Annotated in this window: 14 protein-coding genes; all 14 read right to left on the reverse strand. The window is 72.0% G+C overall.

Annotated features, from left to right (window positions below; genetic code table 11):
* Positions 1-134: 134 nt before the first annotated feature.
* Complete coding sequence (locus ACXJY8_RS08165; RefSeq protein ID WP_463778544.1) at positions 135-419, reverse strand: hypothetical protein; 285 nt, start codon at positions 417-419, stop codon at positions 135-137.
* 209 nt (positions 420-628) lie between these two features.
* On the reverse strand, positions 629-862 hold the full coding sequence (locus ACXJY8_RS08170; protein WP_463778547.1) for a DUF2171 domain-containing protein: 234 nt from the start codon (positions 860-862) through the stop codon (positions 629-631).
* Positions 863-933: 71 nt separating this feature from the next.
* Positions 934-1188, reverse strand: a complete 255-nt coding sequence (locus tag ACXJY8_RS08175; protein ID WP_463778551.1) for a hypothetical protein — start codon at positions 1186-1188, stop codon at positions 934-936.
* 832 nt (positions 1189-2020) lie between these two features.
* Positions 2021-2317, reverse strand: a complete 297-nt coding sequence (locus tag ACXJY8_RS08180) for a hypothetical protein (RefSeq protein WP_463778553.1) — start codon at positions 2315-2317, stop codon at positions 2021-2023.
* A gap of 153 nt (positions 2318-2470) precedes the next feature.
* A complete protein-coding gene (locus ACXJY8_RS08185; RefSeq protein ID WP_463769788.1) occupies positions 2471-3136 on the reverse strand; it encodes a sugar transferase in 666 nt (221 codons plus the stop codon).
* Between the two features lie 720 nt (positions 3137-3856).
* Positions 3857-9817: an anti-phage protein ProA gene (gene proA, locus ACXJY8_RS08190; protein ID WP_463778556.1), complete on the reverse strand. Its 5961-nt coding sequence runs from the start codon at positions 9815-9817 to the stop codon at positions 3857-3859.
* Positions 9818-9977: 160 nt separating this feature from the next.
* A complete protein-coding gene (gene bcsN, locus ACXJY8_RS08195; protein ID WP_463778558.1) occupies positions 9978-10973 on the reverse strand; it encodes a cellulose biosynthesis protein BcsN in 996 nt (331 codons plus the stop codon).
* Complete coding sequence (locus ACXJY8_RS08200; protein ID WP_463778561.1) at positions 10970-12952, reverse strand: tetratricopeptide repeat protein; 1983 nt, start codon at positions 12950-12952, stop codon at positions 10970-10972. The genes bcsN and ACXJY8_RS08200 overlap by 4 nt, the downstream gene beginning before the upstream one ends.
* On the reverse strand, positions 12937-14199 hold the full coding sequence (locus ACXJY8_RS08205) for a family 8 glycosyl hydrolase (RefSeq protein ID WP_463778564.1): 1263 nt from the start codon (positions 14197-14199) through the stop codon (positions 12937-12939). Before ACXJY8_RS08205 ends, ACXJY8_RS08200 begins: the two co-directional genes overlap by 16 nt.
* Positions 14196-16724 (reverse strand): cellulose biosynthesis cyclic di-GMP-binding regulatory protein BcsB, encoded by a 2529-nt coding sequence (locus ACXJY8_RS08210; RefSeq protein WP_463778567.1) that lies wholly within the window; start codon positions 16722-16724, stop codon positions 14196-14198. Before ACXJY8_RS08210 ends, ACXJY8_RS08205 begins: the two co-directional genes overlap by 4 nt.
* Positions 16725-16735: 11 nt before the next feature.
* Positions 16736-19156, reverse strand: coding sequence for a UDP-forming cellulose synthase catalytic subunit (gene bcsA, locus ACXJY8_RS08215; RefSeq protein ID WP_463778570.1), 2421 nt, complete (start codon positions 19154-19156; stop codon positions 16736-16738).
* Positions 19157-19447: 291 nt separating this feature from the next.
* Positions 19448-20197 carry a cellulose biosynthesis protein BcsS gene (gene bcsS / locus ACXJY8_RS08220; RefSeq protein ID WP_463778572.1) on the reverse strand — a complete coding sequence of 250 codons (750 nt, stop codon included), beginning with the start codon at positions 20195-20197 and terminating at the stop codon, positions 19448-19450.
* A gap of 674 nt (positions 20198-20871) precedes the next feature.
* Positions 20872-23385 carry a response regulator gene (locus tag ACXJY8_RS08225; protein ID WP_463778575.1) on the reverse strand — a complete coding sequence of 838 codons (2514 nt, stop codon included), beginning with the start codon at positions 23383-23385 and terminating at the stop codon, positions 20872-20874.
* 203 nt (positions 23386-23588) lie between these two features.
* Entirely contained in the window at positions 23589-25247 is a 1659-nt protein-coding gene (locus tag ACXJY8_RS08230; RefSeq protein WP_463778578.1) for an FAD-dependent oxidoreductase, read from the reverse strand.
* Between the last annotated feature and the right edge of the window lie 31 nt (positions 25248-25278).

A 25278-nucleotide genomic window follows, 5' to 3' on the forward strand; every position in this document is an offset into this window, starting at 1 on the left:
CGCGGGCGCTGAAGGTTGTTGCCAATCACCCGAGGACCAGCACGGGCAGCGCGAGAATAAAAGCGGTTCCGGTGCCGGCTGGCAAGATGGAACCTGTCAATTGATCGCTGCGCCTGTTCAGAAACGCCTCGTTTTCAGAGCGTTCCCCTGCGCAGCCCTTCCGACAACTGGAGGGCCTCGAGGACGGCCTTGCCGATGCGGTCGGCCTCGTCCTCGCCCGCGGCATTGGCGAGCACCACGGCCACGGGCCGGGGGACCGACAGGGCCTGCGCACCGACCGTGACCTGCAACTCGTCGCCGTGCGGCGCCTCGATGCGGCGCAGGCCGACGCGCAGACCGGCGGCGTCCCCGAAAACGCGCTCCAGCCCGGCCAGGGCCTCGCGGCTCGTGCCGAAATCTCCCGTGATGACGTCCGCCATGCCTCTGTTCCTCAAGGGGCTCTGTTCACACGGACGGGCGCCCGACCGCCGAAACCGCGACGGCCACGCAGGCCGAAACCCGGTGCGCATCCTTCCGGCCTCACCCGATTCCGGCTCGTGGCCGCGTCCGGTCCTGCGACCGGCCCGGACCCGATGTGGGAACGGGCCGATGCATCGTCAATGAACCGGGTGGCGAAGCGAACTCGGGGTCAGGAGGTCGACCATTCCCGCTTGACCTCCTCGGCCGGGCGGTCGAGCCGCACGGTGTTGCCCTCGACGGACTGGACGAAATCCACCGGGATGAAGTGGTGGAGGCCGCCCGCGTCCGGATCCTTCTTGGTCAGCTTGATCTCGCCCTTGTCGACGTGATCGACGGTGCCGACATGGGCACCGTCCGAGCCGACCACGTCGGCATGTTCCTTGATCTGCGCGGCATCGATCATCGGTTTCACTCCCTGTTGCGAGGTCAACGGGAGCGGTCCGGGCGGTGTTCCGGCGCGGCGGCTCGGGGCCGTCAGGGGCTGAGGCCGGTCCGGCGCTCTCCCTCGCGTCGCGCCGCCCGGGCCATGTTGATGAGTTCGCGGGCGGTGAGCCCACGCGTCGGGACATCGGAGGCCTCCGGCCGCGCCATGGCCAGGACCGGCCGCCCGAGGGCGAGTCCGCTGGACCGGAGCGTGGTGTCCTGGCTCCGCCAGAGCCGCCGAAGCCGGGCTGCCCTGGGGTCTTCGGCCCGAGCCTGCCTCGCCCGCGTATCGCTGTCTGCCGCCATTCGTCCCCGTCCCGCGCCTGTGGAGGGCGATTAGCAAAGCTTGACCGCAGACGACATTCTTGAAGTTGCGGATGGCCGCTCTAGGGAGCCCGGCCGCGGGGCCCTTCACCGATCCTTAACCATGATGCCTCAAGGTCGGATCAAGCCGGTGGCGGCCGCGTGCCGCCAGACCGGCGACGGCCATGCCGCCGGATCGGGTGACGCCGGATGTACGCGCACCGGATCCTGGCGGCATGCCCGTCGGCCCGCCGGGCCCAGCACCGGCGCGAAACCCTCTTCCGCGGCCCAGCGTTGACAGTCGTTCCTCCGGCGGGGTTCCGCCCCGGCTCCTGCGTGAGCCTGGACGGCCCGCCTCAACCCGACGCACGCGGACGGTCACGCATGTCTCTCTTCTTCGCCCTCGTCCTCATCGGCACGCCCATGGCGCTCGCGGTGATGGAACTGGTCCGCATGCGCGGCTCGCGCCCGCTCTGACGGACGAACCGGCCCGCGCGCTCCGCGAGCCTCCATCCGCTTCCGCCATACCGATCGGGGGTGGCCCCGCCCGCGATCGATTGGGGGGGAGCGCGGAGCGGGGCCACACTGGCCATCGGGGGGACGCGGCCAGCGCTCCGACTATGGCCGACGCGCCGGACGGCGGCATTCACCCACGTTACGTCCCGCGCACGCGCGTTCGGGCCGGCCGGCTTTCGTCGCGGCATGCGGGGGCGCCCCCGGACTTCGAAGATCGGTGGCGCTGAGGGGATACGTTCGCGGCAGAGACCGGCGGGCTCGCACCCGCGTCTGCCCGGCACAGGTACCGCGGGCAGCGGTCGGTCTCGCGGGGCTGGGCTCAGCGCATCAGCCGGTCCTGCAGGAAGCGATCCCTGCGGCGCTTCGAGACGTAGGACCGGGCGGCGTAGCCGAGGCCGAAACCCAGTGCGATCATCACCAGGACGGCGAGAAACTGAAGCAGGAACGAGATCAGGACGCCGAGCGCGACGCCCAGGGCGAGGAGCGCGTAGCCGGTGCCGCGGGTGCGCGGCTTGCTCATCTCCACCGCGGCGGCCAGGCGGGCCACCTGAACGTTCCGCTGGACCGAACCCCGGAGGGACTCGAACCGGGCGCCGAAGCTGTGGGAGACGGTCATCGGAAGTCGCTCTGCATGAAGGCGGGTGGTGAATCGGCCACTGGCCAGCCTAGCGCGACCGCATCGATTTGGTGAAGACCGGACCCGAAGCGGGCCGCGCGCGACCCGGCCACTTGAGCGACCGCCCTGCCCGATCCGCGTCTCGCGTCAGGCTCAGAAGGCGTTGGTGCGGCGGGTGATTTCGGCCAGGACGGTGCGCACGAGGATCTGGAGGTCGAGGCGCAGGCTCTGGTTCTCGATGTACCACAGGTCGAGGGCGGCCCGGCGCTGCATGTCGGCCAGGGTGGGGGTGGGCCCGCGCGAGCCGTTGATCTGGGCCCAGCCGGTGATGCCGGGCTTGACGGCGAAGCGGTGGCGGTAGGTCGGGATCTCGGCGCCGTAGTAGAGGTCGTGGGCCAGGGCGTGGGGGCGCGGGCCGACCAGGGCCATGTCGCCCTGCAGCACGTTGAGGAGCTGGGGCAGCTCGTCGATGCTGGTGCGGCGCAGGAGGGCGCCGACCCGGGTCACCCGGGCATCGCCGCGCGTGGCCTGGTGCACGACCGCCCCGTCGTCCAGCACCCGCATGGTGCGGAACTTGTAGATCTGGAAGGGGCGCCCGTCCTTGCCGGTGCGGGTCTGGCGGAACAGGACCGGGCCCTGGCTGTCGAGGCGCACCAGCAGGGCCACGAGGATCAGCAGCGGGGCCACCAGGAACAGGGCGAGGGCCGCCAGGGCGGGATCGAGGGCGGGACGGACGGCGGACAGGCTCGGGCGCGACCGGGCCAGGACGGCGGTGTCCGATCCGGCCGCGAGGCTCTTCCGAGCAGAAGTGGTGTCCATCGTGACGGAGCCCTCTGGATAAGCAGACATCGGTTCGCATCAGCCCGTTGGCGCTGAAGCGAAACGGGGCAGTTCCGTCCCATTTCGCTTCGCTGCACGTCTATCTCTCCTAATGAAGCAGAAACCAAGCCAATTATTCGCGAGCCGGCAAATCCAGCTCTCAACTGTCGCGCGCGGCGTTGTTGGGCCTCGCGAGCTGCGTTTTCTGCGACAATTGACGGTTGTCTTATGCCAGTGAAAGTAAGTTAAGCAAATATTTGTTGCTGTGTAACGCTTCGATCTGCGGTTGCTCTGTAAGAATGGCGAACATTTTCGCTGATCAATGCGAGGCGGTTTTGCTGCGATGCACCATGCGCATTGTCGCATCTGATGGGTCCTGAAGATCGCAATTCCGTGATCCATTGAGGGAAGGGACGAAGATCGACACGAAGATTGATGGACGTGGCCCACCCGCGCCGGGTCGAGCGACCTGCCGCGCGCGGCGCGCATTCTTCCACCGAGCCCTGCCGTCGGTGCAGGGTTGCGGCTCGTGCCGGCATTCGAGTCTCCGTCCGCAGCGGTCCGCCCACCGATTCGGCAGGTCGGCGCCGGTGGGGCCGCGGCTCGCGCGGCCTCGATCGAACCCGAGGGGCGATCCCTGCGACGCCCCGCTTCCATGACCATGGCGCCCGGAGGCATCCGGCCGAGGGGCCGGGCGGGCGCCGTTCGGCGCCCGTTCCATCAGATGCCGGAGGGTCCGTCGGCGGGTGCCTGCGACTGGCGCGCCAGTTCGCTCGCCCGTGCGAATCGGGCTCGCGTCGCCGCTTCGACCCGCGAGAGGCCGGTCGCCTGGGCTATCAGCCGCACGCGCTCCGCCTCGGATGCCCCCGGGCGCAGCGTTCCGGCCAGGCCGACGAGTTCCGGCATCGGCGTATCGGCGTGGCTGCGCAGGTCGGAGACCGCCGGCCGGTAGGGATGGCGCGCCCGCGGTGCGTCGCCGGGCGGCCAGAGAATGGAGCGGCCGTCATCGTCGCTGCGCGCCACCGAGGCGGGAACCTGATCGAGGATCGCCTCGCGGATGAGGGGCCCCACCCGCTGCAGGCCGTGGGCACGGGCGACGCGCCGCAGCAGCACATCCTCGAAGATGGGCCCTTCCACCGTGACCACGTGCGCCACCAGGGCCGCCAGGACGGGACGGTAGGACGCGTCGTAGAAGCGCTCCGGTTCCAGGGTGAGGCCGAGGTCGGCCGGGTCGGCGAGGCGGTAGGCGGGATCCCGCCGCGTGTCCGCGGCCGGCGCCGGGGCGATGACGGACGGGAAGGCAGGCGGCGGGTCGGCGTAGAGCCGCCGGGCCGGAGTCTCGTCGCGCGGCTGCGGAGCCGCCTCTGGCTCAGGCGCGGCTTCCGCCGCGGCCGAGGTCGTTCGGTCCGCTGCCCCGGGGATGGCCGGCGCCGGAGGCTCCGGCGCCTCGATCGGGCCGGCGGCCGTCGCGGCGGCGGCGCGGTCGGCCTCCAGGTCCTCCCGCAGGTGCCGGTCGAGCTTGTCGAGGGCGTTGCTCGCGTCGGTCCACCACTCCGTGCTCCAGACCCGCCGGATGCGCCAGCCGAGATCGGTCAGCACGTGTTCGCGCAGGCGGTCGCGGTCGCGCGCCGTGGCGGAGCGGTGATAGGTCGCCCCGTCGCACTCCACCCCGGCAAGGTAGCGCCCCGGCGCGTCGGGGTGGACGATGCCGAGGTCGATCCGGAAGCCCGAGACCCCGATCTGGGTGTGCACGCTCCAGCCCCGGGCCTGGAGCGCCCCCATCACGGCGGCCTCGAACGGCGATTCGACACCGCCCCCGGTGGGCGCGAAGGCCTCGGCGAGCGCCCGCGCGCCGCGGTCGGCGAATTCGAGGAAGTGCTTGAAGTCGCGCACGCCGCGGGCCCGGGTGCGGCCGAGGTCGATCTGCTCGGGGCGCAGGGAGGCGAAGACCACGAGCTCGCGACGGGCCCGCGTGATGGCGACGTTCAGGCGGCGGTGGCCGCCGTCCCTGTTGAGCGAGGACACCGTGCTCACCGTTCGGCCGCCCGCGTCGGGCCCGACCGCGACCGAGAACAGGATCGTGTCGCGCTCGTCGCCCTGCACGTTCTCGAGGTTCTTGACGAAGACGGGCTCGTGCCAGCGATCGCGGTCGAAGTACGGTTCCAGCTCCGGGTATGACCGCCGCTGTTCGTCGAGGAGGTTCTCGATCAGCCGCTGCTGCTCGCCGTTGAAGGTGACGATGCCGAGCGAGCGCCGCGCCTGCGCGAAGTCCGGATCGCGCAGGCGCCGCACGATGTCGGCCACCACGATACGGGCCTCGGGCCGGTTCACGCGGCCGGCCCCGCGCTCGTAGACGCCGTCGGGCACGAAGGTCAGGCGCACCGCTCGGTCCTCGGTGACCGGCGAGGGAAAGGTGACGAGCCGACCGCCGTAGTAATGGGCATTCGAGAAGGCGATCAGGCTCTCGTGGCGGCTGCGATAGTGCCAGTCCAGGGTCCGCCGCGGGATGTTGGCCGCTAGGCAGGCATCGAGGATCGATTCCTGGTCGGTGACGTCGCTGCCGTCCTCGATGTCGTCGACGCCGCGATCGCCGACATTGGTCGGCGGCAGCTGCTCCGGATCCCCGACGACGACGACCTGCCCACCCCGCGCCATCGCCCCGATGGCGTCCCAGGGCGCGATCTGAGAGGCCTCGTCGAAGATGACGACGTCGAACGGCACCGCGTCGGGCGGCAGGTACTGGGCGATCGACAACGGGCTCATCATCACGCAGGGCGTGAGCCGGGTGAGGGCGTTCGGCATCCTGCCGAACAGCTTGCGCAGGGGCATCTGCGACCGCTTCTTCGTCAGCTCGTGCGAGAGCGTGCCCCATTCCGGATCGCTCCCGAAGGCCGTCGGCCCCGGAATGCCGCGGCCGAGCCGGTCGCCGACGACCTGCTTGGCCAAGTCGCCGACCCGCGCGTCGGCGGCGCGGAACCGGGCGATCGTGTCCTCGTGGCGCTCCGGCAGGAAGCTGCGCAGGACCGGGTCGTCGCTGACGACGCGGTCGATCCACCAGCGGGCATAGGCGGTCTCGAAGGCCGCCTCGGCCCGCTCGGGGGCGATGCGGCCGGCCTCCAGGGCGTCGATCAGCGGGGCGAGGCCGATGCCCCGCGCCGCCCCGGCCGTCGCCTGCCAGGCGCACCAGCCCTGGGCACGCCCGAGCCCGGAGGCCCAGCGCCGGGCCAGGGCGATGCTGGCGGCGATCCAGTCCGCCTCCGTCGCCAGCGGCGCGTCGGGATCGGGCCGCCCGGCCCGGTGGGAGAGTTCCCTCGTCGCATCGTTCGCTCGCAGGCGATCCTGGGCGAAGGCGGCGTAGGCCCGGGCAATACGCCCGCCCGCCTCCAGGTCCCGGTCCGGGTGCGCCACCAGCCGGACGAGGTGGTCGCGCAGGCCCGCGACGCCGAGGGTCGGCGGCCCGAGGATGGGCAGGATCTGCTCCACCGTCCCGGCCCAGGCGAGGGCCGGCCCGAAGGCGGCGGCCGGCAGGTCGGGGTCGCTCCAGGGCAGCCCCAGCGCGGCGAGAAACGCTTCCTCGGGGCGGGCGGTCCGAATGTGCCGGGCGAGCGCGATCAGGCCGGTGAGGTCCGGGCCGATATCGTCCGGCAGCGGGCCCTCGGCATAGGGCTGGACCTGCAGCAGGACCTGTCTCTGCCGCCCGCCGCGGACGAGGAAGTTCGCGCCGCGCGCGGCGACCCAGGCGGCGAGGAGGCCGGGCAGGTCCTGGTCGAGGATTCCGGGCCGGTAGGCACCGGTGAGCCGGTCCTGGTGCTCCGCCCGGGTGGCCTGGAAGCGTTCGCGTGCGGCGACGGCCCGACGCAGGTCGCCCGCGCCGTCGGCCAGGACAGCGGCCCCGCAGCGGGCCTCGGGACGCAGCAGGAGATTGCCGAGGACCAGGAGGCCGCGGGTTCCCGCATCGGTGGCCAGGAGCGACGGGAGGCCGATCGCCTCGGCGAAGGCCTCGCCGCTCGTCCGGAGGGCGCTCAGCGCCGCGACCGTGGTGGTGAGCGTCGCGTCCAACCCGTCGCGCCAGACCGGCGACCATTGCGTGGCCTCGAGGCCCTGCAGCGGGTGGTCGGCGAGTGACCCCGCCGCGGCCAGGACGGGGCGCAGGTCCCGGCAGGCCGCCCGCAGGGACGCGAGGGTATCCGCGCTGTGCGCGCGGTGGTCGGGCCAGGCGAGGACGAGGTCCGCCGCGTCGGGGCCCGCTGCGATCACGCGTCCGAAGGCCTCGTAGGCCGAGAGCCCGTTCTCCCGCCGCCGATGCAGGGCCTGCACGAGGCCGTTCAGCTCCGCGCGCAGGGCCGCGAGTTCGCGCGTGGCGCCCTGCCATTCGGCCTGTGCGGGCGCGGCGCGCTCGTGCCAGGCCCGACGCAACTGGCCGAGCACGGCCGATTTCTGCGCCTTCGTGGCGTGCACCTCCAGGCAGTAATCCCCCAGCCCGATCTCCTGCAGGCGCCGCTGCACCACCTCGAGGGCGGCCGTCTTCTGCGAGACGAACAGCACCGTGCGCCCCTGCGCGAGGCACTGGGCGATCATGTTGCCGATGGTCTGGCTCTTGCCGGTGCCGGGCGGCCCGAACAGCACGAAGTCCTTGCCCCCGGCGGCGGCCAGGACGGCGGAGAGCTGGGAGGAATCCGCCGAGAGTGGCGTGAACACGGTCTCGGGCGGGTGGTCCCGGTCGAGATGCGCCGGATCGGGGAAGGGGGCGCCGTCGCCGTAGGCGTGCTGGGGCGTCTCGAGGAGGTGGCGCACCACCGGGTTGCGCGTGAGGAGGTCGGCCCGGTCGACGAGGTCCTTCCACATCAGGTACTTGGTGAAGGAGAAGGCCGACAGCACCATGTCGGGCACCACCTCCCAGCCGCGCAGGTCGCGCAGGTGTGAGCGGACGATCCGGAAGATGGCGTCGACGTCGATGCCGGAGGCGTCCCGGGGCAGCTCGCCCTCGAATTCCGGCATCCGCATCCGGAAATCCTGGCGCAGCATCTCCAGCAGGGTCGGGTTGATCCGGACCTCGTCGTCGTGCAGCGCCAGGCGGAAGCCGGCGCGCACGCTGGAGCGCCGGAGGGCGACCGGGACCAGCAGCAGAGGGGCCCGGTAGGCGGTCTCCCCCTGCTTGCGGGTCCAGGACAGGAACCCGATGGCCAGGAACAGGATGTTGGCCCCGCCCTCCTCGAAGCCGTTGCGGGCCAGGCGGTGGAGATCGAGCAGGCGACGGTCGAGATCGGCCTCCGTCGCGGTGGTCTGGATCTCTCGGCGGGCCAGGGCCGCCGCGCCGGCGTCGGGGTCGCGCGGGCCGGGTCCGGCCCGGTCGTCCGCGGCCGGCCGCAGCCGGAACTCGTCCCCGGCCGCCAAGCCGTCTTCCAGGGCGCCGGGATCGACCCCCTCCAGGACGACCGAGCCCTTGCCGGGCTTGAAGTTCAGGAGCTTGTTGCGCAGCGAAAGATCGAGGAGCTTGCGCTTCCACCGTTCCATGCGCCCGACCGGGGTTTCGGGAGACTCGTCGACGGGTGGCCGGACGGCCTCGTCAAAGGCCGGCGCCGCCGACAGGGACTGGTTCAGGGGCGCGGCCGGCCCCGGCACCACCGTCCCGCTCGGGCCGTCGCCGAGATCCAGGGGGCGGATGCCGCGCCGGCGGCAGCGGCGGATGTCGATGGCGACTTCCAGGGCGGCCGGAGCGGTGTCCTCGACGAGCCGTCCGCCCTGGTCGGTCGCGGCCTGAAACGTCGCCGGCGGATCGTGGGTCAGCAGCGTCGTCTCCACGAGGATCAGGTCCTGCAGGTCGCGACGCTTGCGCAGGTGCTGCCGATCGTCGACCGTCGCGCTCGCGAAATCCTCGTCCTGCAGCCACAGGCCGACGAAGGCATGGCCGACGGTGAGGACCAGCACCGGGTTGAGCCCGGCCTGCTCCAGGCAGGCGGCATAGAGCAGCGAGAGGTCGAGGCAGGTGCCGACCCGGCGCGCGATCACGTCGCCCGGTCCGCGCACCTTCTGTCCGGTCCGCTCGAAGCTCGCCGGCGGTAGGACATAGGCGAGGCGGCGGTCGGCGAGAGCGGCCCAGATCGCCCCCGCGAGGTCCCACGCCCGCGCCTTGCTGCCGGTCCGGTAGCCGTCCAGCCCGGTCTCGCGACCGGCCTCGCCGAGCTTCGTGGCGGCATCGCGCAGGACCACGTCGACGGCCGGATCGTTGGGCCGGACGAAGGCGGCGAGGAGTTCCGGCGCGCTTCGCCCGCCGCCCCAGTGCGTGGGCGGCAGCAGGCGCATCCCGGCGACCGTCCGGGCCCGTTCGCCGTCCGCATCGTCCAGGATCAGGGTGAGCGTCAGGCGGCTGGCTTCGGTGAAGCCGGCGAGCAGGCCGCCGTCGAGGTGCAGGTCCGGGGTCTCGATACGGTGGTCCGCGCCGGCCGCCACCCGGTCGATGCGGATCACCAGCGGGCGCATCACGGCGGGCTGGCTCTCGATGCGCAGCCGCAGGTCGACGAGGTCTTTCTCGGAGTCGTTCGCGATCACGATCTCCCGGATCACCGGGACCGCGTTCTCGTGACAGGCGAGGCCGACATGGTCCGTGGCGGTGAAGGCGAGACGGATGCCGGGCTCTGCGCCGGCCGCGTCGGCGCCAGACTCATCCGTCGCGGTGCTCATGCGGCGAGCGCCGCGGTCGGAGGAAGATCACGTCCGCTGACCCGGGCCATCTGCGTCACCCATCACCCCCGCCGCAAGCTTCTTCGCCTGCCGGACGGGCGTATTCAAGGTTGCAGATGCGGCGGATGACGGGAATTTGGAATTCCCGGAGCCCGAGCCCCTACGGCGGCGGACGATAGGCCCGTGCCGGGAGTTCCCGGGCCATGAGGTCCTCGACCTCGGCGCGGTTGGAGGCCGGCCTCGGAACCGCGATCGCGATGGAGCCGTCCGCCTGGGCGCCGTCGGTGATGTAGCGCGGGCCCTGGCCATTGCCGGGGGGGACCGGAACGGGAACCGCGGGCGTGGGCTGTGCGGCGCCGGGGCCCGGCACGAGGTAGCGCTGCGTCTCGCCGGACTGCTCGGAGGCCATGCGGCGCGCCGTCGCCTCGGGACGCTTCTCCGAGCCCGGACGTTCCATCGGGCCGGGCGTGCGCACGGCCTTCTCCGGTGCCTGCGCGGCTTCCCGGGAGGCCCGCGGCGGGGCCGCCGCATCGCGTCGCGCCGGGGATGGGCGGCGGGCCGCCACCGCCGCCCCGGTGCGGGGCGCATCGGCGGGATTGGCCGAGAATCGCATCTGCTCAACCGCGCGGGTCAGGTCCGCGAGGCTGGACGTGGCCGTGCGGCAGAGCCTGATCCGGACCGAGGCGGCAGGCGCGCTGGCGTCGCTGCCGAACAGGGAGGACGGCCGCCTCCCGGTCGCCTCGCCGGCGATGTCGATCCACTGCCAGGCGAAGAGACAGTCGTTGCCGAGGGCGAGGCCGACCGGGCCGTAGGCGTTGCGGTGGGCCTGGGTCACGACCCGCATGGTCTCGCCGGGAAAGCGCGCCCGCAATTCGGCCGCGATCCCGGCCCGGCTCGGCTTGGCCATGACGAGGGCGGGGCCGGAGCCCCCCTCCCCGTTGCGGACGCTCACCTCGGCGACGCCGCGCGGATCGTCCCGGAAGGTGATCCGCTGGGAATAGCCGTCCCGGGACGCGTTCTGCGCCACGTCGGACACGGGTCCGGCGCCCGGCAGGTCGAGGGCCGCGCGTCCGGGGCGGGCGACGGCGGAGACCGCGGGCAGGAGGAGCAGCGCCGCCAGCGCCGCCGCGGTCGTGGAAGGCCGTCTCCGAGTCATGGCTGCTGTCCGGCGCCGACGCCGGCCTCGACGATGTTGGTGCGTTGCGAGCCCGGGATACCGAAACGGTCGGATTCGCGGCTGGATCGGGTCTGGCCGCTGGCGTTGGCGGTCTGCTGGTCCTGCCACTGCGTGCCGGCGGGCGGATCGGTCAGGGTGGAGGCTTGCGTCATGCCGTTGTAGCCCGGCAGGAGGGCGAAGCCGTAGCGCTCGTAGGGCATCGGCCCGGCGCCGGGCACCCGGCGGGCCACCAGGGGGGGCGCCCCCGTCGCGGGTTCGGCCAGGAAGCCGCCCGCACTCCGCTCGGGCGCCTGCCGGACCAGGGCGGCCGGCAGGTAGCGGAACGGGTTCTCGGCGGCGACGGACAGAGGAAACTCGCTGCGCTGGACCGGAAGCGGGCGCACCGCCCCGTTGGCCGAAATGTCGGGCTTCGGCACGCGGCCGTAGGCGGCCGAGGCGCGGGCGGCGTTGGCGAGCACGGCCGTCGGCGCGGGACTCGCGGGCTGGCGTGCGCCGGCGGGCGGTGCCGCCGCGACGCTGCAGGCGAGCGGCGGACCGTCCGGCCCCTCGCGGAACAGCAGGTCCACGACCTTGGGAAACAGCCCGTCGTAGCGGTTGACGACCTCGAGGTACTCGCGCGTGCGCTTCAGGCGCTGCAGCGCCAGGGCGTAGCCGAGGACCGTCGATTCGCTGGGCAACCAGGCGATGCCGTGCTGGAACCATTCGAGGGCGGCGTCGAACTGGCAGGAATTGTAGGCGTACCAGCCGAGTGCCTGGGCGCCCTCCCCGGAACTCGAGGCCAGCGTCACCTTGGCGTAGCGGTTGATCCGGTCCAGGTCGATGAAGGCCGGGTTCGCCTGGGTGAGCCTGCGCTCCAGGAGCTCGATGAAGAGGATGTTGTTGCCGACGTACTTGTCGCGCCAGGCATAGGCCACCTCCTCGGCCTCGCGCGCCATGCCCACCGCGCGCAGCGCGTGGGCGAGCCCGTGGGCGATCATCGCGTCGCCGCCCCGGCTGATCGCGAGCTTGAACCAGTCCAGCGCCTCGCGGAACTGCTGACGCTTGTAGGCGTACCAGCCGAGCAGGCCGGTCTCCCGCGGGTCGCCGGTCCGACGGGCCTGGGCCTGGAATACGGCGATGTCCGTGGCGGTCGGCTCCTGCGCCGCCTCGTCGTGCAGGAAGGCGACGATGCGGGCGCGGGTGATGTCGATGGCGATGCGGCGGAACTCGGAATTGCCGTCGGAATCCGTCCGGCCAAGGGCGATGAGCTGCTCGGCCGCGGCCATCGGCAGGTTCGACATCGCCTTCTGGATGGTGGCCAGGCGGGCGCCGGTGTCGTTGCTGGTGTCGAGGACGGACTTGTAGAGGGTGAAGGCCTGCGTCGTGGCTTCCTCGGCCGCCAGCCCGTCGGCGACGATCCAGATGCTCTCGACGTCGCCGGGATCGAGCGCGCTGGGGTCGGCACGATACAGGGCGATGACGTCGAGGTTGCGCTTGGCGCTGGCGAGCCCCTTGAGGCGGCTGCGGAACCCGGCGCGGCGCAGCTTGCGCGCCAGTTCGTCGGAGGGCTGCCAGTTCTGGTCCATCGCGCGCCGGCCCGCGATCGCCGCGTAGAGGTCGTCGAAGCGGCCCGCGGTGAAGAGGTCCCAGAGGGGCGCCTCCTCGGGCGGGCTCGGCTGCAGGGTGTCGAGGTCGGTGGGCTCGGTCCAGCCCGGATAGAGCTGCTTCAGCCGCGCGGCCTCCGCCTTCATCCGGGCCGTCTGCTTCTGGGCCGCGTAGTAGCGCAGCGCACTCTCGTCGACCATGCCGCTGGCCGCCGACCCCGTGGGATCGACGACGATGGCGGGCGCCCGGCTGGCATCCTCGCCGGCCGGGCCCTGCGCCAGGGCCGGCAGGGCGAGGGCCGCCAGGGCCACGCCCAGGGGGACGCCGAGAGGCGCGGTGCCGCGGCTCAGCCGGCGGGCTAACGCTTCGAGCATGACGGTCCCCTCATCTGCGCGGCCACCATGGCCAGGAGATGCAGCGTGGTCGGATAATAGTTCTCGTTGTCTTGCACCTGGCTGAAGCCGTCGGGGAGCGGCGTCCCCTTCACGGCACAGAGCAGCAGGCTGGACAGGGCGGCGTAGCCGCTCTCGCCGAGCCACTCGACGGTGCGCCCGTCGCTGGTGTCGACGATGGGCAGGCGCTCGCGGTCGGGCCCGGACCAGAGGGCGACGAAGGGGTCGTAATCCTCCCGGCGGCCGACATCGGCCCAGGCCATGTAGAGGGGGATCCGGATCGCGTTGTAGGAGAACAGCGGCGGGAAGCCGTCGGCCGGGCGGGGCTGGTCGCCCTTCAGGGAGATCCACTCGGTGGGCAGGTTGGCGCTGCCGAAGCGGGCCCGGCGCAGGAGCCGCAGGCCGCTGCGGGTCAGGGCCGCCCAATCGTATTCCGGAGCCACCAGGGGCAGGCGGGCGAAGGCCGGGAAGACCCAGTAGGACAGGTTGATCAGGGGGCCGTCGGCGCGTTCCGCCGCAGAGAAGCCCGCCACCGCCGGGAGCAGCAGCGCGCCGTTGCGGTCCTTGAACAGGATGGTGCGGCGGCCGACCTCGACGGCGATGCGCCGGGCCGCCACGCGGTAGCCGGCATCGTCCCAGGCCTCGGCGGCCTCCGCCAGCGCCCAGGCGACCAGGATGTCGCCGTCGGAGGCGTCGTTCATGTCCGCCACCGCCGGGCGCTTGCCGGGCTCCCAGCGCCAGGCCAGGAGGGAATCCGGGCGCACCATCAGGTTGGCGCGGGTCCAGCCCCAGAGCCGCTCGAAGGTGGGCCGGTCATTGGCCGCCACGGCGAGCAGCATGCCGTAGCCCTGACCCTCGCTGTGGCTGATCCCGCCATTGGCGGTGTCCACGACCCGCCCGGCCTCGGTGACGAAGCGGGCCCGGTACAGGCGCCAGCCCTCCGCGCTCTTCAGGCTCCCCGCGAGGGGCTGGGCCGCGCGGGCGGACTCGTCCTTGGCCGGGGGCTGGGCCGGCAGGGCGATGGAGGGCGGGACGGAGGTCGGCAGGTCCGGCATGGCGGAATCACGGGGCTGGGGATCGCGTGCCGCGCCGGCGGGCAGCGGCGCGGCGCTGCCCTGGGCCAGGGCGGACCCGGCGGTCAACCCGCCCGCGGACACCGTGGCCAGGAGGGCCGCCAGGGCCGCGCCGCGCAGCGCCCGGCAGGAGCGCTTCAGGGTGGGGCGGCTCATGCATTCCTCCGGCCGACATTGCGGACCATGAGCGTGGTGGTCAGCCCGAGGCAGAGCGCCAGGGCCAGCGCCAGGACCGCGTAGATGGCGGGGTTCATCGAGAGCCAGCCGGCCAGGACGAGCCGCAGGTTCCAGATCGAGGGGGACCGCGTCTCCACGATGCGGACGCTGTCCGGCTCGACCGTGTCGAGGCGGCCGTCGGCGGCGTCGAGGAAGGCGAAGCGCCCGCTGATCCGCGACCAGACCCCGGGGTCGATGAGGCAGGCCACGGAGGCCTTGAGCAGGAGCGGGTTCGGGGCGGTGACCAGGGTGGTGGTGTCGTCGACGCCGATGCCGCCGCTCGACAGGGCCTGCGCCAGGATCAGCGAGGCGCGGGGCGGCACGGCGGAGGTCCGCTCCGACGCATCGGCGTCGATCCAGGTGCGGGTCTCTCCGAGCAGGCCGCGCACGGCGGTCGAGGCGCGCTCCACGAGGCCGTCGGCGGCCTCGACCAGGGGGTGGCGGGCGCGGAGGGTCTCGTCCCACTTCGTCACGAGGTCGCCGTCGGTCGCCCGGACCGTGCCCGTGCGGGCGCCGGCGACGGGGTCCGAAGCGGCGCCGCGCGGCGTCACCGGGCCGGCGACGCGGAAGTTGAGGTCGGGCAGGCTGCAGCGGGCCGGCACGTTGCGGCGCAGGCGGTCGAGGGTCGGGGCCGGTACCGAGCCGGACTGTCCCGCCGGCCGGGCCGTCTCGGCGCGGGCCTCCCAGATGCGGCGGATCTGCTCCGGGTCGAGGCCGAGCCCGGTCAGGGTTGCGGGCGCCACGGCGCGCACCGGGGCCACCACCAGGGTGGGTCCGGTCCCGCCCTGCGCCTCGGTGGCGAGTTCGAAGTCGATCACCCGCCCGGCCGCGCTCGCGAGCCGCGCGGCGATCATGGCGCCCGCCGCCACCGTGTCGCGGTCGAGGACCGGCAGGACGAGGCGCGGCCGCTTGCCGTCCTCGAGGAAGGGGGCGCCGCCGCTGGTGGTGGCGGCGAGGTCCGGGATCCGGGCGGCGCGCGCGAGGTTCGGGACGGTCAGGGTGGTGCGGTCGAGGAACAGGAAGCGCTCGCGCTTCGGCTCCGTGGTGTTCGCCGTGCAGGTGGCGTCGCCGGGCGTCGGCACCTGGGCCGAGATCTCGACCCGGTTCAGGCCCGGCCGCCACTGGCCGAGGGGCAGCGGGATGGTGTTGTTCTCGAAGACCTCGCCGCGCGTCCGCGGAAGCGGCACGCTGGCGGCGTTGCGGCCGTTGAGATCGACGAGAACGCGGGCCTCCGCCGACAGGCCGGACGCGTAGGCGCCCGAGAGGTTTAGGAGCATCTTGCCGTAATCGGCGGGCAGGAAGTCCGGCGGCAGCTGGACGTCGAAGCGGGTCGTCAGCAGGCGCCCGGAGAATTCGCGGGTCGTCACGCCGAGGGATTGCAGCGAGACGCGGTCGCCGCTGTCGAGGGGGGCGCCGCGCAGGAGGGACGCGGCCTTGAGGCCGCGCGGCGTGCCGTAGGGCTCGGTGCCGCGCGCCAGGGTGGCGATGGCGGATTCGATCTCGTCGTAGCTGGTGCCGCTGACGACGAGGGCGGGGGCCCGATCCTCCCGCGGCGGCAGCATCGCCAGCTTCGGGCCCGTGATCGGGCCGACGGTCTCGATGTCCGGCGTGCCGCGCAGCTCCGCCGCCGTGCCGACGATGAGGTTGATCCCGGCGCGGCCGGTCATGACCGAGCCGAACTCCACCACCGGCCGGGCGATGCGCCCGACGAGGCCGATCGCCTCGATGGCGTGGAACATCCGCTCCAGGCGGGGCAGGCTCGGCTTGTCGTTGATCACGACGCGGACCGGCAGGGCGCCGCCGTCGTCGGGCTCCAGGGCCGCGAGATCCTTCAGCTCGAGCCCGGTGGCGGCGACCGGCGCCACCACGAGGCCGGAGCGGGAGGGATCGATCTGCGTCCAGAGCTCGTAGGTCGCGTCGAGGGAGCAGTCGACCCGGTGGCGCTGGCTCGCCGCGAGGTCGACGGAATTGTAGCCGAGCTTGAGGCTGCCCTCGGGCAGCTCGAACTCCACCACCTTGACGGCGCCGGGCGCCTGGATGCGGGTGCGGCCGACCACGATGCCGTTGACGCTGGCGACGAGCTCCGAAGTCTCGGGGGCCACCGAGATGGCCGAGAGATACGAGACGCGCAGGCGGGGCCGTCCGCGGCTCTGCGCCTCGGTCACGTAGACCGGGAAGCGCAGGACGTCCTCCTCGCCCTCCAGGCGGAATCCGCCGGTGGTGGCGGGCAGGCGCCGGGCGGGCCCGATCGTCGCCACGGTGCCGTCCCGGACCGCCGTGGCGGCGGCGGCCGCGGGCGGGCGGCCTTGGACCGGCGCGCCTTCGCGGCGCAGGGCGTCGCCCGCGGGGGGAACCGAGAAGCGCTCGGCCGGACCCGCGCCGATGAAGCTCTGGGGCCGCGCCTCCGTGGCCCCTCCCACCAGCGCCAGGGCGAGGAGCCCGCGGGTGATCGTCGTGACACGCATGCGAGCCTCCCTCACGACCGGGCGTGGAGGTCGGCGCCGCGCCCACCGCCCGCCGCACCGCCGAGCAGGCGATCGTTCTCGAATTCCAGCATCAGGCGGACCCAGTCGGTGCCCGGCTCGGCGTCGTTGCTGCGCGCGAAGCTCGCCCGGGCCGGCAGGGGATTGTCGGCCGGACGCGGCCGGGCGGCCTCGGCACCGCCGGGGTTGCCGCCGGGCAGGAGCGGCGCGCGCGGGACCGTGCGCGGAAGGGCGGTGTCGGTGGTGGGGGCGGCGGCCGCCTGCGGACGCGGCTTGAACAGGTAGCTGAAGGCGCGGAACGGCTCGGCCAGGCCCCACCAGATCAGCTGCAGCGTGCCCGAGACCAGGTTCTTGTGCCGGCGGCGTCCCTGCTGGAAGCGCAGCAGCGCGCCGGCATCGCCGTACATCAGGCTCGCGAGGCCGGCATAGCCCTGGGCGTCGAGGGGCTGGAAGCGCAGGGTCACCACCACGTCGTCACCCGCGTGGGCGATCGTCCCGACCTCGAACGGCAGCGCGCCGCCGGCGGGGGCGCCGTCGATCGGCTGCACCGTGAGCTGGCCGGTGCGGTAGGTGCTGCCGGTGCCGAACGGCAGGGCGTCGGCCCCGAACCGGACGGTGCAGCCGAGGGCCGAGGCCCGGTCCACGGCGACGTCGAGGGCGCGGCCGGCCAGCATCATCCGGCCCTGCCGGTTGATCGCCAGGGAGGGGCTCGCCTCGGTGACGCGCCGCTCGGCCACCACGCCGAGGGCGGCGCCGGCCATGAGCAGGTTGAAGAAGTTCCACAGGCCGACGACGAGCATCAGGTTGGTGACGCCGGGCTCGAACAGGTAGCGGTAGAGCGCCGTGGCGCAGCCGAGCATCAGCAGGCCGTAGACGGCGAAGAACGGCCAGGCCAGGGCCGAGAGGTGGTCCTGCTCCAGGGTGGTGCCCTTGGCGGTGACGTTGAAGGTCGGCCGCCGGGGCGAGACGATGACCGAGGTGATGGCGCGGAACAGGAACAGGCCCTGGACGTACTCGTAGAGCTCGGAGACGAACGGCCAGCGGAACTTTCCGTAGACGTAGTTCTGCATCATCAGGTTGATGACGATGTAGGTCGCCGTATAGGCGATGGACTCGTCCACGCTCGCGACGAAGATCTTCAGGTCGAAGAAGATGTGCAGCAGCGGCGAGAACATGAAGATCAGCCGCGGCACGGGGAAGAACCAGAACGTCATGCTCGACAGGTAGGCGACCTTCTGGATCGTATGCAGGCCGCGCTTGAACAGCGGGTTCTTCAGGAGAAGGATCTGGAACATGCCCTGGCACCAGCGCGAGCGCTGGCCGATGAAGGCCTCCAGGGTCTCGGGCTGCAGGCCGGCGATCAGCGGCTTGTCGACGTAGATGCTGTTCCAGCCGCGCGAATGCAGCTCGAAGGCGGTCTCGCAATCCTCCGTGATGGTGACGCCGGAGAAGCCGCCCGCCTCGTCGAGGGCGCGCCGGCGCAGGAGCGCGGCCGAGCCGCAGAAGAACGAGCCGTTCCACTTGTCGAGGCCGCGCTGCGTCACCGAATAGAACATCTCGTTCTCGGAGGGCATGCGGTCGAAGGTGCGCAGGTTGCGCTCGATCGGGTCGGGATTCAGGAAGGCGTGCGGCGTCTGCACCAGGAACAGGCGCGGGTCCTGGGCGAAGTAGCCGATCGTGTCGCGCAGGAAGGACCGGAACGGCACGTGGTCGGCATCCAGCACCACGACGATCTCGCCGTGCGAATGCTTGAGGCCGTTGTTCAGGTTGCCCGCCTTGGCGTGCTGGTTGCGGGAGCGGGTGCGGTATTCGACGCCGAGAGAGGCCGCCAGGGCCTGGAGCTCCATGCGCCGCCGCATCGCGCCCTGGGCCTTCACCGGGTCGGGATCGGCGCATTTCTGGTCGGTGCCGCCGTCGTCGAGCAGCCACACCGTCAGCTTGTCGGCGGGGTAGTCGATCAGGCGGGCGGCCGCGAGGGTCACCGAGAGGATGCTCGCATCCTCGTTGTAGCTCGGGACGAAGATGTCGACGGTGGGCAGCGCGTCGAAGGCTTCCGGATCGTCGGCGGTGGCCATCGGCGGGGAGGTACGCCGCAGTGGATCGGCGTTGATCGTCAGGCTGACGAACAGGATGAAGACGCAGTAGAGTTCGCCCAGGAGCAGGAGAAGGCCGAAGCCGAAGCTGACCGGATCACTGACCGAGGGCAGCGTGTTCGTTACGCGCCAGAACATGTAGCGCAGCACGACGAGGCTGCCCAAGGCCAGGAAGACGAAGCGCGCCGGCTGGTTGTCGAAGAACACCCACAGCACCACCATGGCCGCCATGGCGCAGAGGCTCATGACCAGCTGGTCCTGCGTGCTGACGGGCTGGCTCAGCAGGACCAGGATCGCAGCGGCCGACGTGATCCAGGCCACCCAACGAAATGCACTTGCCACGACCCTGCCCTTCCGCAATCCGCGTCGCCCGGGTTCCTCCAGGGCCGCCCTGCGCCCGGAGGGCCTTCAGGGCAGCAACCTGCGCGGGAACGGGACGGCGCAAAAACCTTGAAACACCTGAGCGATTTGCCTGCCAAGAGAATCCGGGCCACGCGTCGCGGGATTTGCGCATTTCCGGGATTGAATGCGCTCAACTGTTGTAAGATGGCACATATGAAAAAACTCAACTGGCACGCACCGAATCATTCCTAACGAGGTCTGAAGGCACGGCTAGAACGCGGTTCTCGCTTCGACGGTCGAGTAGTATCCGCTGCCCTGAATGCGATCCTTCACGTAGCCGACACCGACAGCCATCTTGATCGGGCCGAAGGAAAAGCCTGTCAGGTGTCCGCCGATACGGTATTGGTTGAAGAAGTTATCGCCGAGAAACATCGCTTCGGGGCCGACATAGACCCCGTCGGCGACCATGTAGCCGACCCGGAAGCGCGAGTAGTAGGCGTTGAACTGCGTCGAGTACGAGCCGTAGGCCGAGACCATCGTGTTCTCGGTCGGCCGGGCATAGAAGTTGGCCGCGAACTTGGCGCCGACGCCGGTTCCGACCACGGGGTTGCCCGGATCAAGGATCGACAGCTGGTTGCTGCGGACGTTGAACCCGACGAAGCCCGCCAGAGCCGCGTCGCGCCAGATCCACTCGTAGCCGCCCGACAGCGCCCCTTCCTGCTGGTAGCCCGTCACCCGCTGCCCCACCCGCTGCCCGGGATAGCTGTAGGTGCCGGCGACGCCCTCGACGCGCAGGCGTGGGCCGCTCTCCAGGAGCGTGCCCTCCGTGGCGATCGTCCCGGTGACGGAGCCGAAGGCGGAGCTGTTGGACGTGACCGCCACCGAGGCGTCGACCGCCACCGTCCAGTTCTCGTCCAGGATCACCGGTTCCGCGCCGGTGTACCAGTCCGCGGCCATGGCCGCGTGGGACAGGCCCAGGACCAGAGGCAGGGTCGAGGTGAGAAGGGCGATGCGCGACATCGATGCGGGCGATCCGTTCCGTTGAGGCATTCGCGCGCGATGCGATGGAGATCGACGGCGTCCGCTCGCGGTAATTCATCGACCTTCGGGGTTAATCAAATCTTAACGCGATCACGAAAGCTGCATATCTCAAGTCGCTGAGCCCATAGGCGGGTTTGCGGGCAACATGCGCGATGATCGGCGGTGATGGATGATCTTTGAATTGCTGATCACGATGTTCGTTCGATGAGCAACTGCCCAAGAGTTCGGCTATTCGTATGAGTCTTCCCAAGGCTATCGTCACAGCATCGCGGCGGAGTTCGGCCACGGGTTTGTCGAATCATACGACCGGCTGGCGGGACGAATCGGATCTGCGGCGGATTCATTGCGCTGGAGCGCCGTCGAATCGGGATCGCTAGTGCCTGGAACCGTCGGTTCGCGTCGGTGCGATCGCCGCCGATGCGGGACCAACTTTTCAGAGGATGGCGCTGTGGATGGCTCCAACCAGGGAGCGCAGGCCAGGGGGCGCAGGTGGACCGATGCGCATGTCGGGACCCACGCGTCGCGGCCGGGGCGCCTGCGGATCGCGCGGTCGATCACGAGGCCGGACTGACGTGCCCGAACCTTCGCCCGCCGGACGACAGGTGCTCCGGTTCCCGTGCCGGGACCCGGAGCACCTGTCGTGGGCGGTGGCCTCAGGCCGCCTTGGCGGCGGGATCGCGGGCGGCCCGGCGCATCACGGCGGCGAGGTCGCCGTAGCGGAACGGCTTGTCGATCTGCAGGAACGCCCGGGCGCTCTCCGGCAAGTGCCCCTGCGGACCGGCGAGGACGATGCGGATGCCGGGATGGTGCTGCACCACGGTGGCGGCCAGTTGCAGCCCGCTCATCACCGGCATGCGCTGATCGGCGATCATGACGTCGAACCCCTCCGGCGCGTCGAGGAGCGCCAGGGCATGCTCGGCGGAGCCGGCCTGGGTGACATGGTGACCGAGATCGGAGAGCGCCTCGGCGAAGCTCTCGCGGACCAGGGTGTCGCTGTCGACGAGGAGGACATGCAGGCGCGGCTGGGCCGGCGCCGTCTCCTCGTGTCCGGCCTCGGCCGGCGCCTCGCCGGCGGGGATCCAGATCTCGGCCAGGAAGGCGGATTCGCCGCGTCCGTCCGCCACGAGGCGGAAGCCGCCGCCGATGCCGCTGAGGAGGCTGGCCACTGCGGCCGTGGAGCGCTCTTCCCCGGGCGGCGTCGCCAGGGGGGTGACCCGCCCGGGCGTACCGCTGGCCAGCACGAGGCGCACGTAGCGACCCGGCCGCAGGGCGATTCCATCCTCCTCCGTCAGCACCCGCTCGTCGGCGCCGATCGCGAAGCCTTCGGAGCCGAGATCGCGGACGTGGAAGGCGAGGTTCAGCAGCACGGCCTCGAGCAGGCCCTCGCTGCACAGGGCGCGGGCGAGACCGGGACGGACCCGGATCTTGATGGCGGCCTGGTTCAGCACGTTGGCGCTGAGGAACGGCGCGAACGCCGTCAGGGCGGTCCCGATCTCCGTCTCCTGCAGGGTGGAATCGTCCCGGCGCACGAAGCGGACCAGGCGCCGGGTCAGACTCGAACCTCGCTGGGCACCGGCCAGGGCCGCCTCGATCAGGCGCATCTGCTCCGGGTTGAGACCGTTGCGGCGCCTCAGGGTCCCGAGGTTGCCGCTGATGACGGTGAGCAGGTTGTTGAAGTCGTCGACGACGCCGTCGATGACCTGACGCAGCATGCCCTCGCCGCGCCGCTCCGGCGCCTTGGCCCTGGCGTCGACCGTTTCCGAGCCGTCCGGCGACCCGGTCTCACCGGTGGCCAGTCCCGCCGGGATCTCGCGGCTCAGGGCATGGAGGCGGGCCGCGCCGGGCGTGGAGACCGCCGCGCTGCCGCGGATGAAGCGGACGAGGAGGCGGCGCGCCTCCTGGCCGTCCGTCGATTCCGCCCGGCGCAGCACCACGTCGTGCGGGCCCTCCCCGTCCAGGGCGGCCTGCATGGTGAACCGCATCAGGTCGCGATCCTGCGGCTTGATCCCGTTCGTGAGGTCGGTCAGTGCGACCGCGCGGTCGGTGGTGGCGAGGCCGGGGGCGGTGGAATCCACCCAGGTCACGTTGCCTGCCTCGGTGTCGATCTCCCAGTAAGTCCAGCCCGACATCGCCTCGAAGGTGCGCAGGCGCTCGCGCACCCGCGCCAGGGCGGTGCGCGCCTCCTGCAGAGCACGGCCGCGGGCGCGCTCACGGGTGACGAGGTGCTCGGCCCCCGCGCGGAACTCGGCGATGCGCGACGGCACGCTCGCCTCACCGTCCGATTCCATGATCCTGGTCAGGCGTCGCGTCAGGCGACCGGTGATGGCGTAGGCGAGGCCGGCCGCCAGCAGGGCGGTGGCGAGCCAGAGCGCGCAGAGGCGCGGGTCCGGCAGGCCGATCGCGGTGCCGCGCGGCTCGGCCGCGCGGGCGACCGCGAGCCAGCCCGAGGGCCCGAGGTCGCCGTAGCCGGCGCTCGGGGTCGCGTGCTCGACGTTGCGGGGGCCGCCGTCGGCGGCCGGCTGTCCGCCGGCGCTGACGAGCGCGCGTCCGTCGGGCGCCAGCACGGTGAGGGCGAGGGTGGAGTCCGAGGCGGGCCGCGCGCGCAGGATTCCGCTGCGGAGGTCGCCGAGCCAGGTGTCGGCAAGACGGGCGACGAGGTACTCGGTGTTGCGGGAGCCGGACCCGGCGACGGGAATCGAGACCTCGAAGGGGACGGGGTCGCGCGGGGTCGCGGCGGCCGTGACGACGGTCGCGGACGCGTTGCGTGCGCTGGCGTACCAGGGCTGTCCCGAGACGTCGCGGCCGATCATGTCTTCGCGGCCGGCGGCCCGGATGCGCCCGTTCGCGCCGACGAGGAGGATGTCGGCATAGGCCGGGCGCAGGTCGGCCCAGGCGCGCAGCACGGCCTGGGGGTCCGCGTCCATCAGGCCGGTGCCGGTCTGGCGCAGCGCGACGGCCGCGGTGCGCAGATCCTGAGAGACCTCGAAGAGGCCGCGGTCGAGGGCGCCCGCGAAGGCCTCGGAGGTGCGGCGGAGCTGCGTGGCGTCGGACCCGGACCCGCGCGGAGCCCCCGTCAGCGCGAGGCTGCCCCAGACCACCGCGGCGCTGAGCACGGCGACGGTGCCAGCCTGAAAGGCCGCTATGGCCTTCAGAGAAACGCGATCCATTCCCAACATGTCGCTGATCGCTCTGCTGCTTGCATGTCCCGGAACGCGACACAAAACGGACGGGTCTCGTCACGTCTGTGGGCAGGACGGTTAATTTTCCTTTAACCTCCGTGGGCCGGGTCCCCGGGGCCCGTCCGGCCTCGAGGCGTTGGCGAGGCCGGCGGACGCTGTCGCGCCCGAGGCCGGGCCGCCGGGCGAAGCGATCAGGGATCTCGATTCAGGTAGCCGTGCACCGCCTGGACGACCACCGAGCCCTCGCCCACCCCGGAAGCGACCCGCTTGACCGAACCCGCGCGGACATCGCCGACGGCGTAGAGTCCCGGGACGGCTGTGGCGTAGGGCGACGGGGCCGGCGTTCCGTCCCGCTGGAGGCCGGTCGGGACGAACCCCTTCGGATCGAGGGCTAGGCAGTCGGCGAGCCAGCCGGTATTCGGCACGGCGCCGATCATCATGAAGACGTTCTTGACGCTCCGGGTCTCGCTCAGGCCGCTGGACCGGTCGGCCCAGGTCACCGCCGTCAGCGTGTCGTCGCCGTGGAACGCGGTGATCTCGGTCCGGGCATGCAGCGTGATGCGCGGCGAGGCGGCGATCCGGCGCACGAGATAGTCGGACATCGTCGCGGCGAGGCCGTCGGCCCGCACCAGGAGATGGAGGTGGGCCACGGTGCGGGACAGGAACATCGCGGCCTGGCCGGCCGAATTCCCGCCGCCGACCACGACCACCTCTTCGTCGGTGCAGAACTGCGCCTCCATGGCGGTGGCGGCGTAGTGGATGCCCTGCCCCTCGAAATGCGCGTAGCGCGGCAGGTCGAGCCGCCGGTAGCGGGCGCCGGTGGCGGCGACGACCGCGCGGGCGGGGATCGCCGTGCCATCTTCCAGGAGCACCCGGAACCCCGGGCCGTGGCAGTCGAGTCCGGTCGCCATGCGGGAGATCGCGAGCCGCGCCCCGAACTTCTGGGCCTGGACCTGCGCCCGGCCGGCCAGGGCCTGGCCGGAGATGCCGGTCGGGAAGCCGAGGTAGTTCTCGATCTTCGAGGAGGTGCCCGCCTGCCCGCCGGGCGCCAAGCCCTCAACCACGATGGTCTCGAGCCCTTCGGAGGCGGCGTAGACCGCGGCGGCAAGGCCCGCCGGCCCGGCGCCGATCACCGCGACGTCGTAGACGCGTCCCGGATCGATGGTCTCCGTCAGCCCGAGGGCATCCGCCAGCACGGCGTTGCTCGGGTTGCGCAGGACCGCTTCGCCCGGCGCGAGTACCACCGGCAGGTCCGCCTCCGTCAGACCGAAACCGTCGAGCGCGCTGCGCGCCTCGCCGTCGAGGGCGATGTCGAGGATGCGGTGCGGATAGGCGTTCCGGACGAGGAAGCGTTCCAGGCGCAGGGTCTCGCGCTGGTGGCCGAGGCCGATCAGCACGACCCCGCCGCGCCCGTGCTGGATCAGCCCGACCCGGCGCAGGATGAAGGCCCGCATGACGATCTCGCCGATATCGGGCTCTGCGGTCACCAGCCGACGGAAGGCGGCCCGGTCGATCCGGACCACGCGCGTGTCGACGGCGGTGCGGCCCGAGACCAGGATCTCGCGGTCGTTGAACAGGTCCAGTTCGCCGGTGAACTGACCCTCCGTATGCACGGTGAAGACGTTCGTCTGCCCGGCGCGGTCGGTCTCGAACATCTCGATCCGCCCGGAGCGGACGAGGAAGAAATCCACCCGCCGCTGGCCGCGCGCGAAGATCAGCGTCCCGGCCGGCAGGGTCTCCTCCCGGCCGTAGCCGGCGACCCGCTGAGCCATCTCGTCGTCGAAGCGCGGAAAGGTCTGCGCCGCGCGCGCGTCGCCGTCGGTCTCCGCCGCGAGGGATGTATCGGTCATGTCGGACCTTTCCGTTTGACGCCGTGCCGGC

The sequence above is a fragment of the Methylobacterium sp. TK31 genome (genome assembly GCF_055361545.1).

Coding starts and splice junctions, on each gene's coding strand:
- ACXJY8_RS08205 (WP_463778564.1), bottom strand. CDS start 14,199: ATGAGCCGCCCCACCCTGAAGCGCTCCTGCCGGGCGCTGCGCGGCGCG.
- bcsN (WP_463778558.1), bottom strand. CDS start 10,973: ATGACTCGGAGACGGCCTTCCACGACCGCGGCGGCGCTGGCGGCGCTG.
- ACXJY8_RS08230 (WP_463778578.1), bottom strand. CDS start 25,247: ATGACCGATACATCCCTCGCGGCGGAGACCGACGGCGACGCGCGCGCG.
- ACXJY8_RS08185 (WP_463769788.1), bottom strand. CDS start 3,136: ATGGACACCACTTCTGCTCGGAAGAGCCTCGCGGCCGGATCGGACACC.
- ACXJY8_RS08170 (WP_463778547.1), bottom strand. CDS start 862: ATGATCGATGCCGCGCAGATCAAGGAACATGCCGACGTGGTCGGCTCG.
- ACXJY8_RS08180 (WP_463778553.1), bottom strand. CDS start 2,317: ATGACCGTCTCCCACAGCTTCGGCGCCCGGTTCGAGTCCCTCCGGGGT.
- ACXJY8_RS08175 (WP_463778551.1), bottom strand. CDS start 1,188: ATGGCGGCAGACAGCGATACGCGGGCGAGGCAGGCTCGGGCCGAAGAC.
- bcsS (WP_463778572.1), bottom strand. CDS start 20,197: ATGTCGCGCATCGCCCTTCTCACCTCGACCCTGCCTCTGGTCCTGGGC.
- ACXJY8_RS08210 (WP_463778567.1), bottom strand. CDS start 16,724: ATGCGTGTCACGACGATCACCCGCGGGCTCCTCGCCCTGGCGCTGGTG.
- ACXJY8_RS08225 (WP_463778575.1), bottom strand. CDS start 23,385: ATGGATCGCGTTTCTCTGAAGGCCATAGCGGCCTTTCAGGCTGGCACC.
- proA (WP_463778556.1), bottom strand. CDS start 9,817: ATGAGCACCGCGACGGATGAGTCTGGCGCCGACGCGGCCGGCGCAGAG.
- ACXJY8_RS08165 (WP_463778544.1), bottom strand. CDS start 419: ATGGCGGACGTCATCACGGGAGATTTCGGCACGAGCCGCGAGGCCCTG.
- ACXJY8_RS08200 (WP_463778561.1), bottom strand. CDS start 12,952: ATGCTCGAAGCGTTAGCCCGCCGGCTGAGCCGCGGCACCGCGCCTCTC.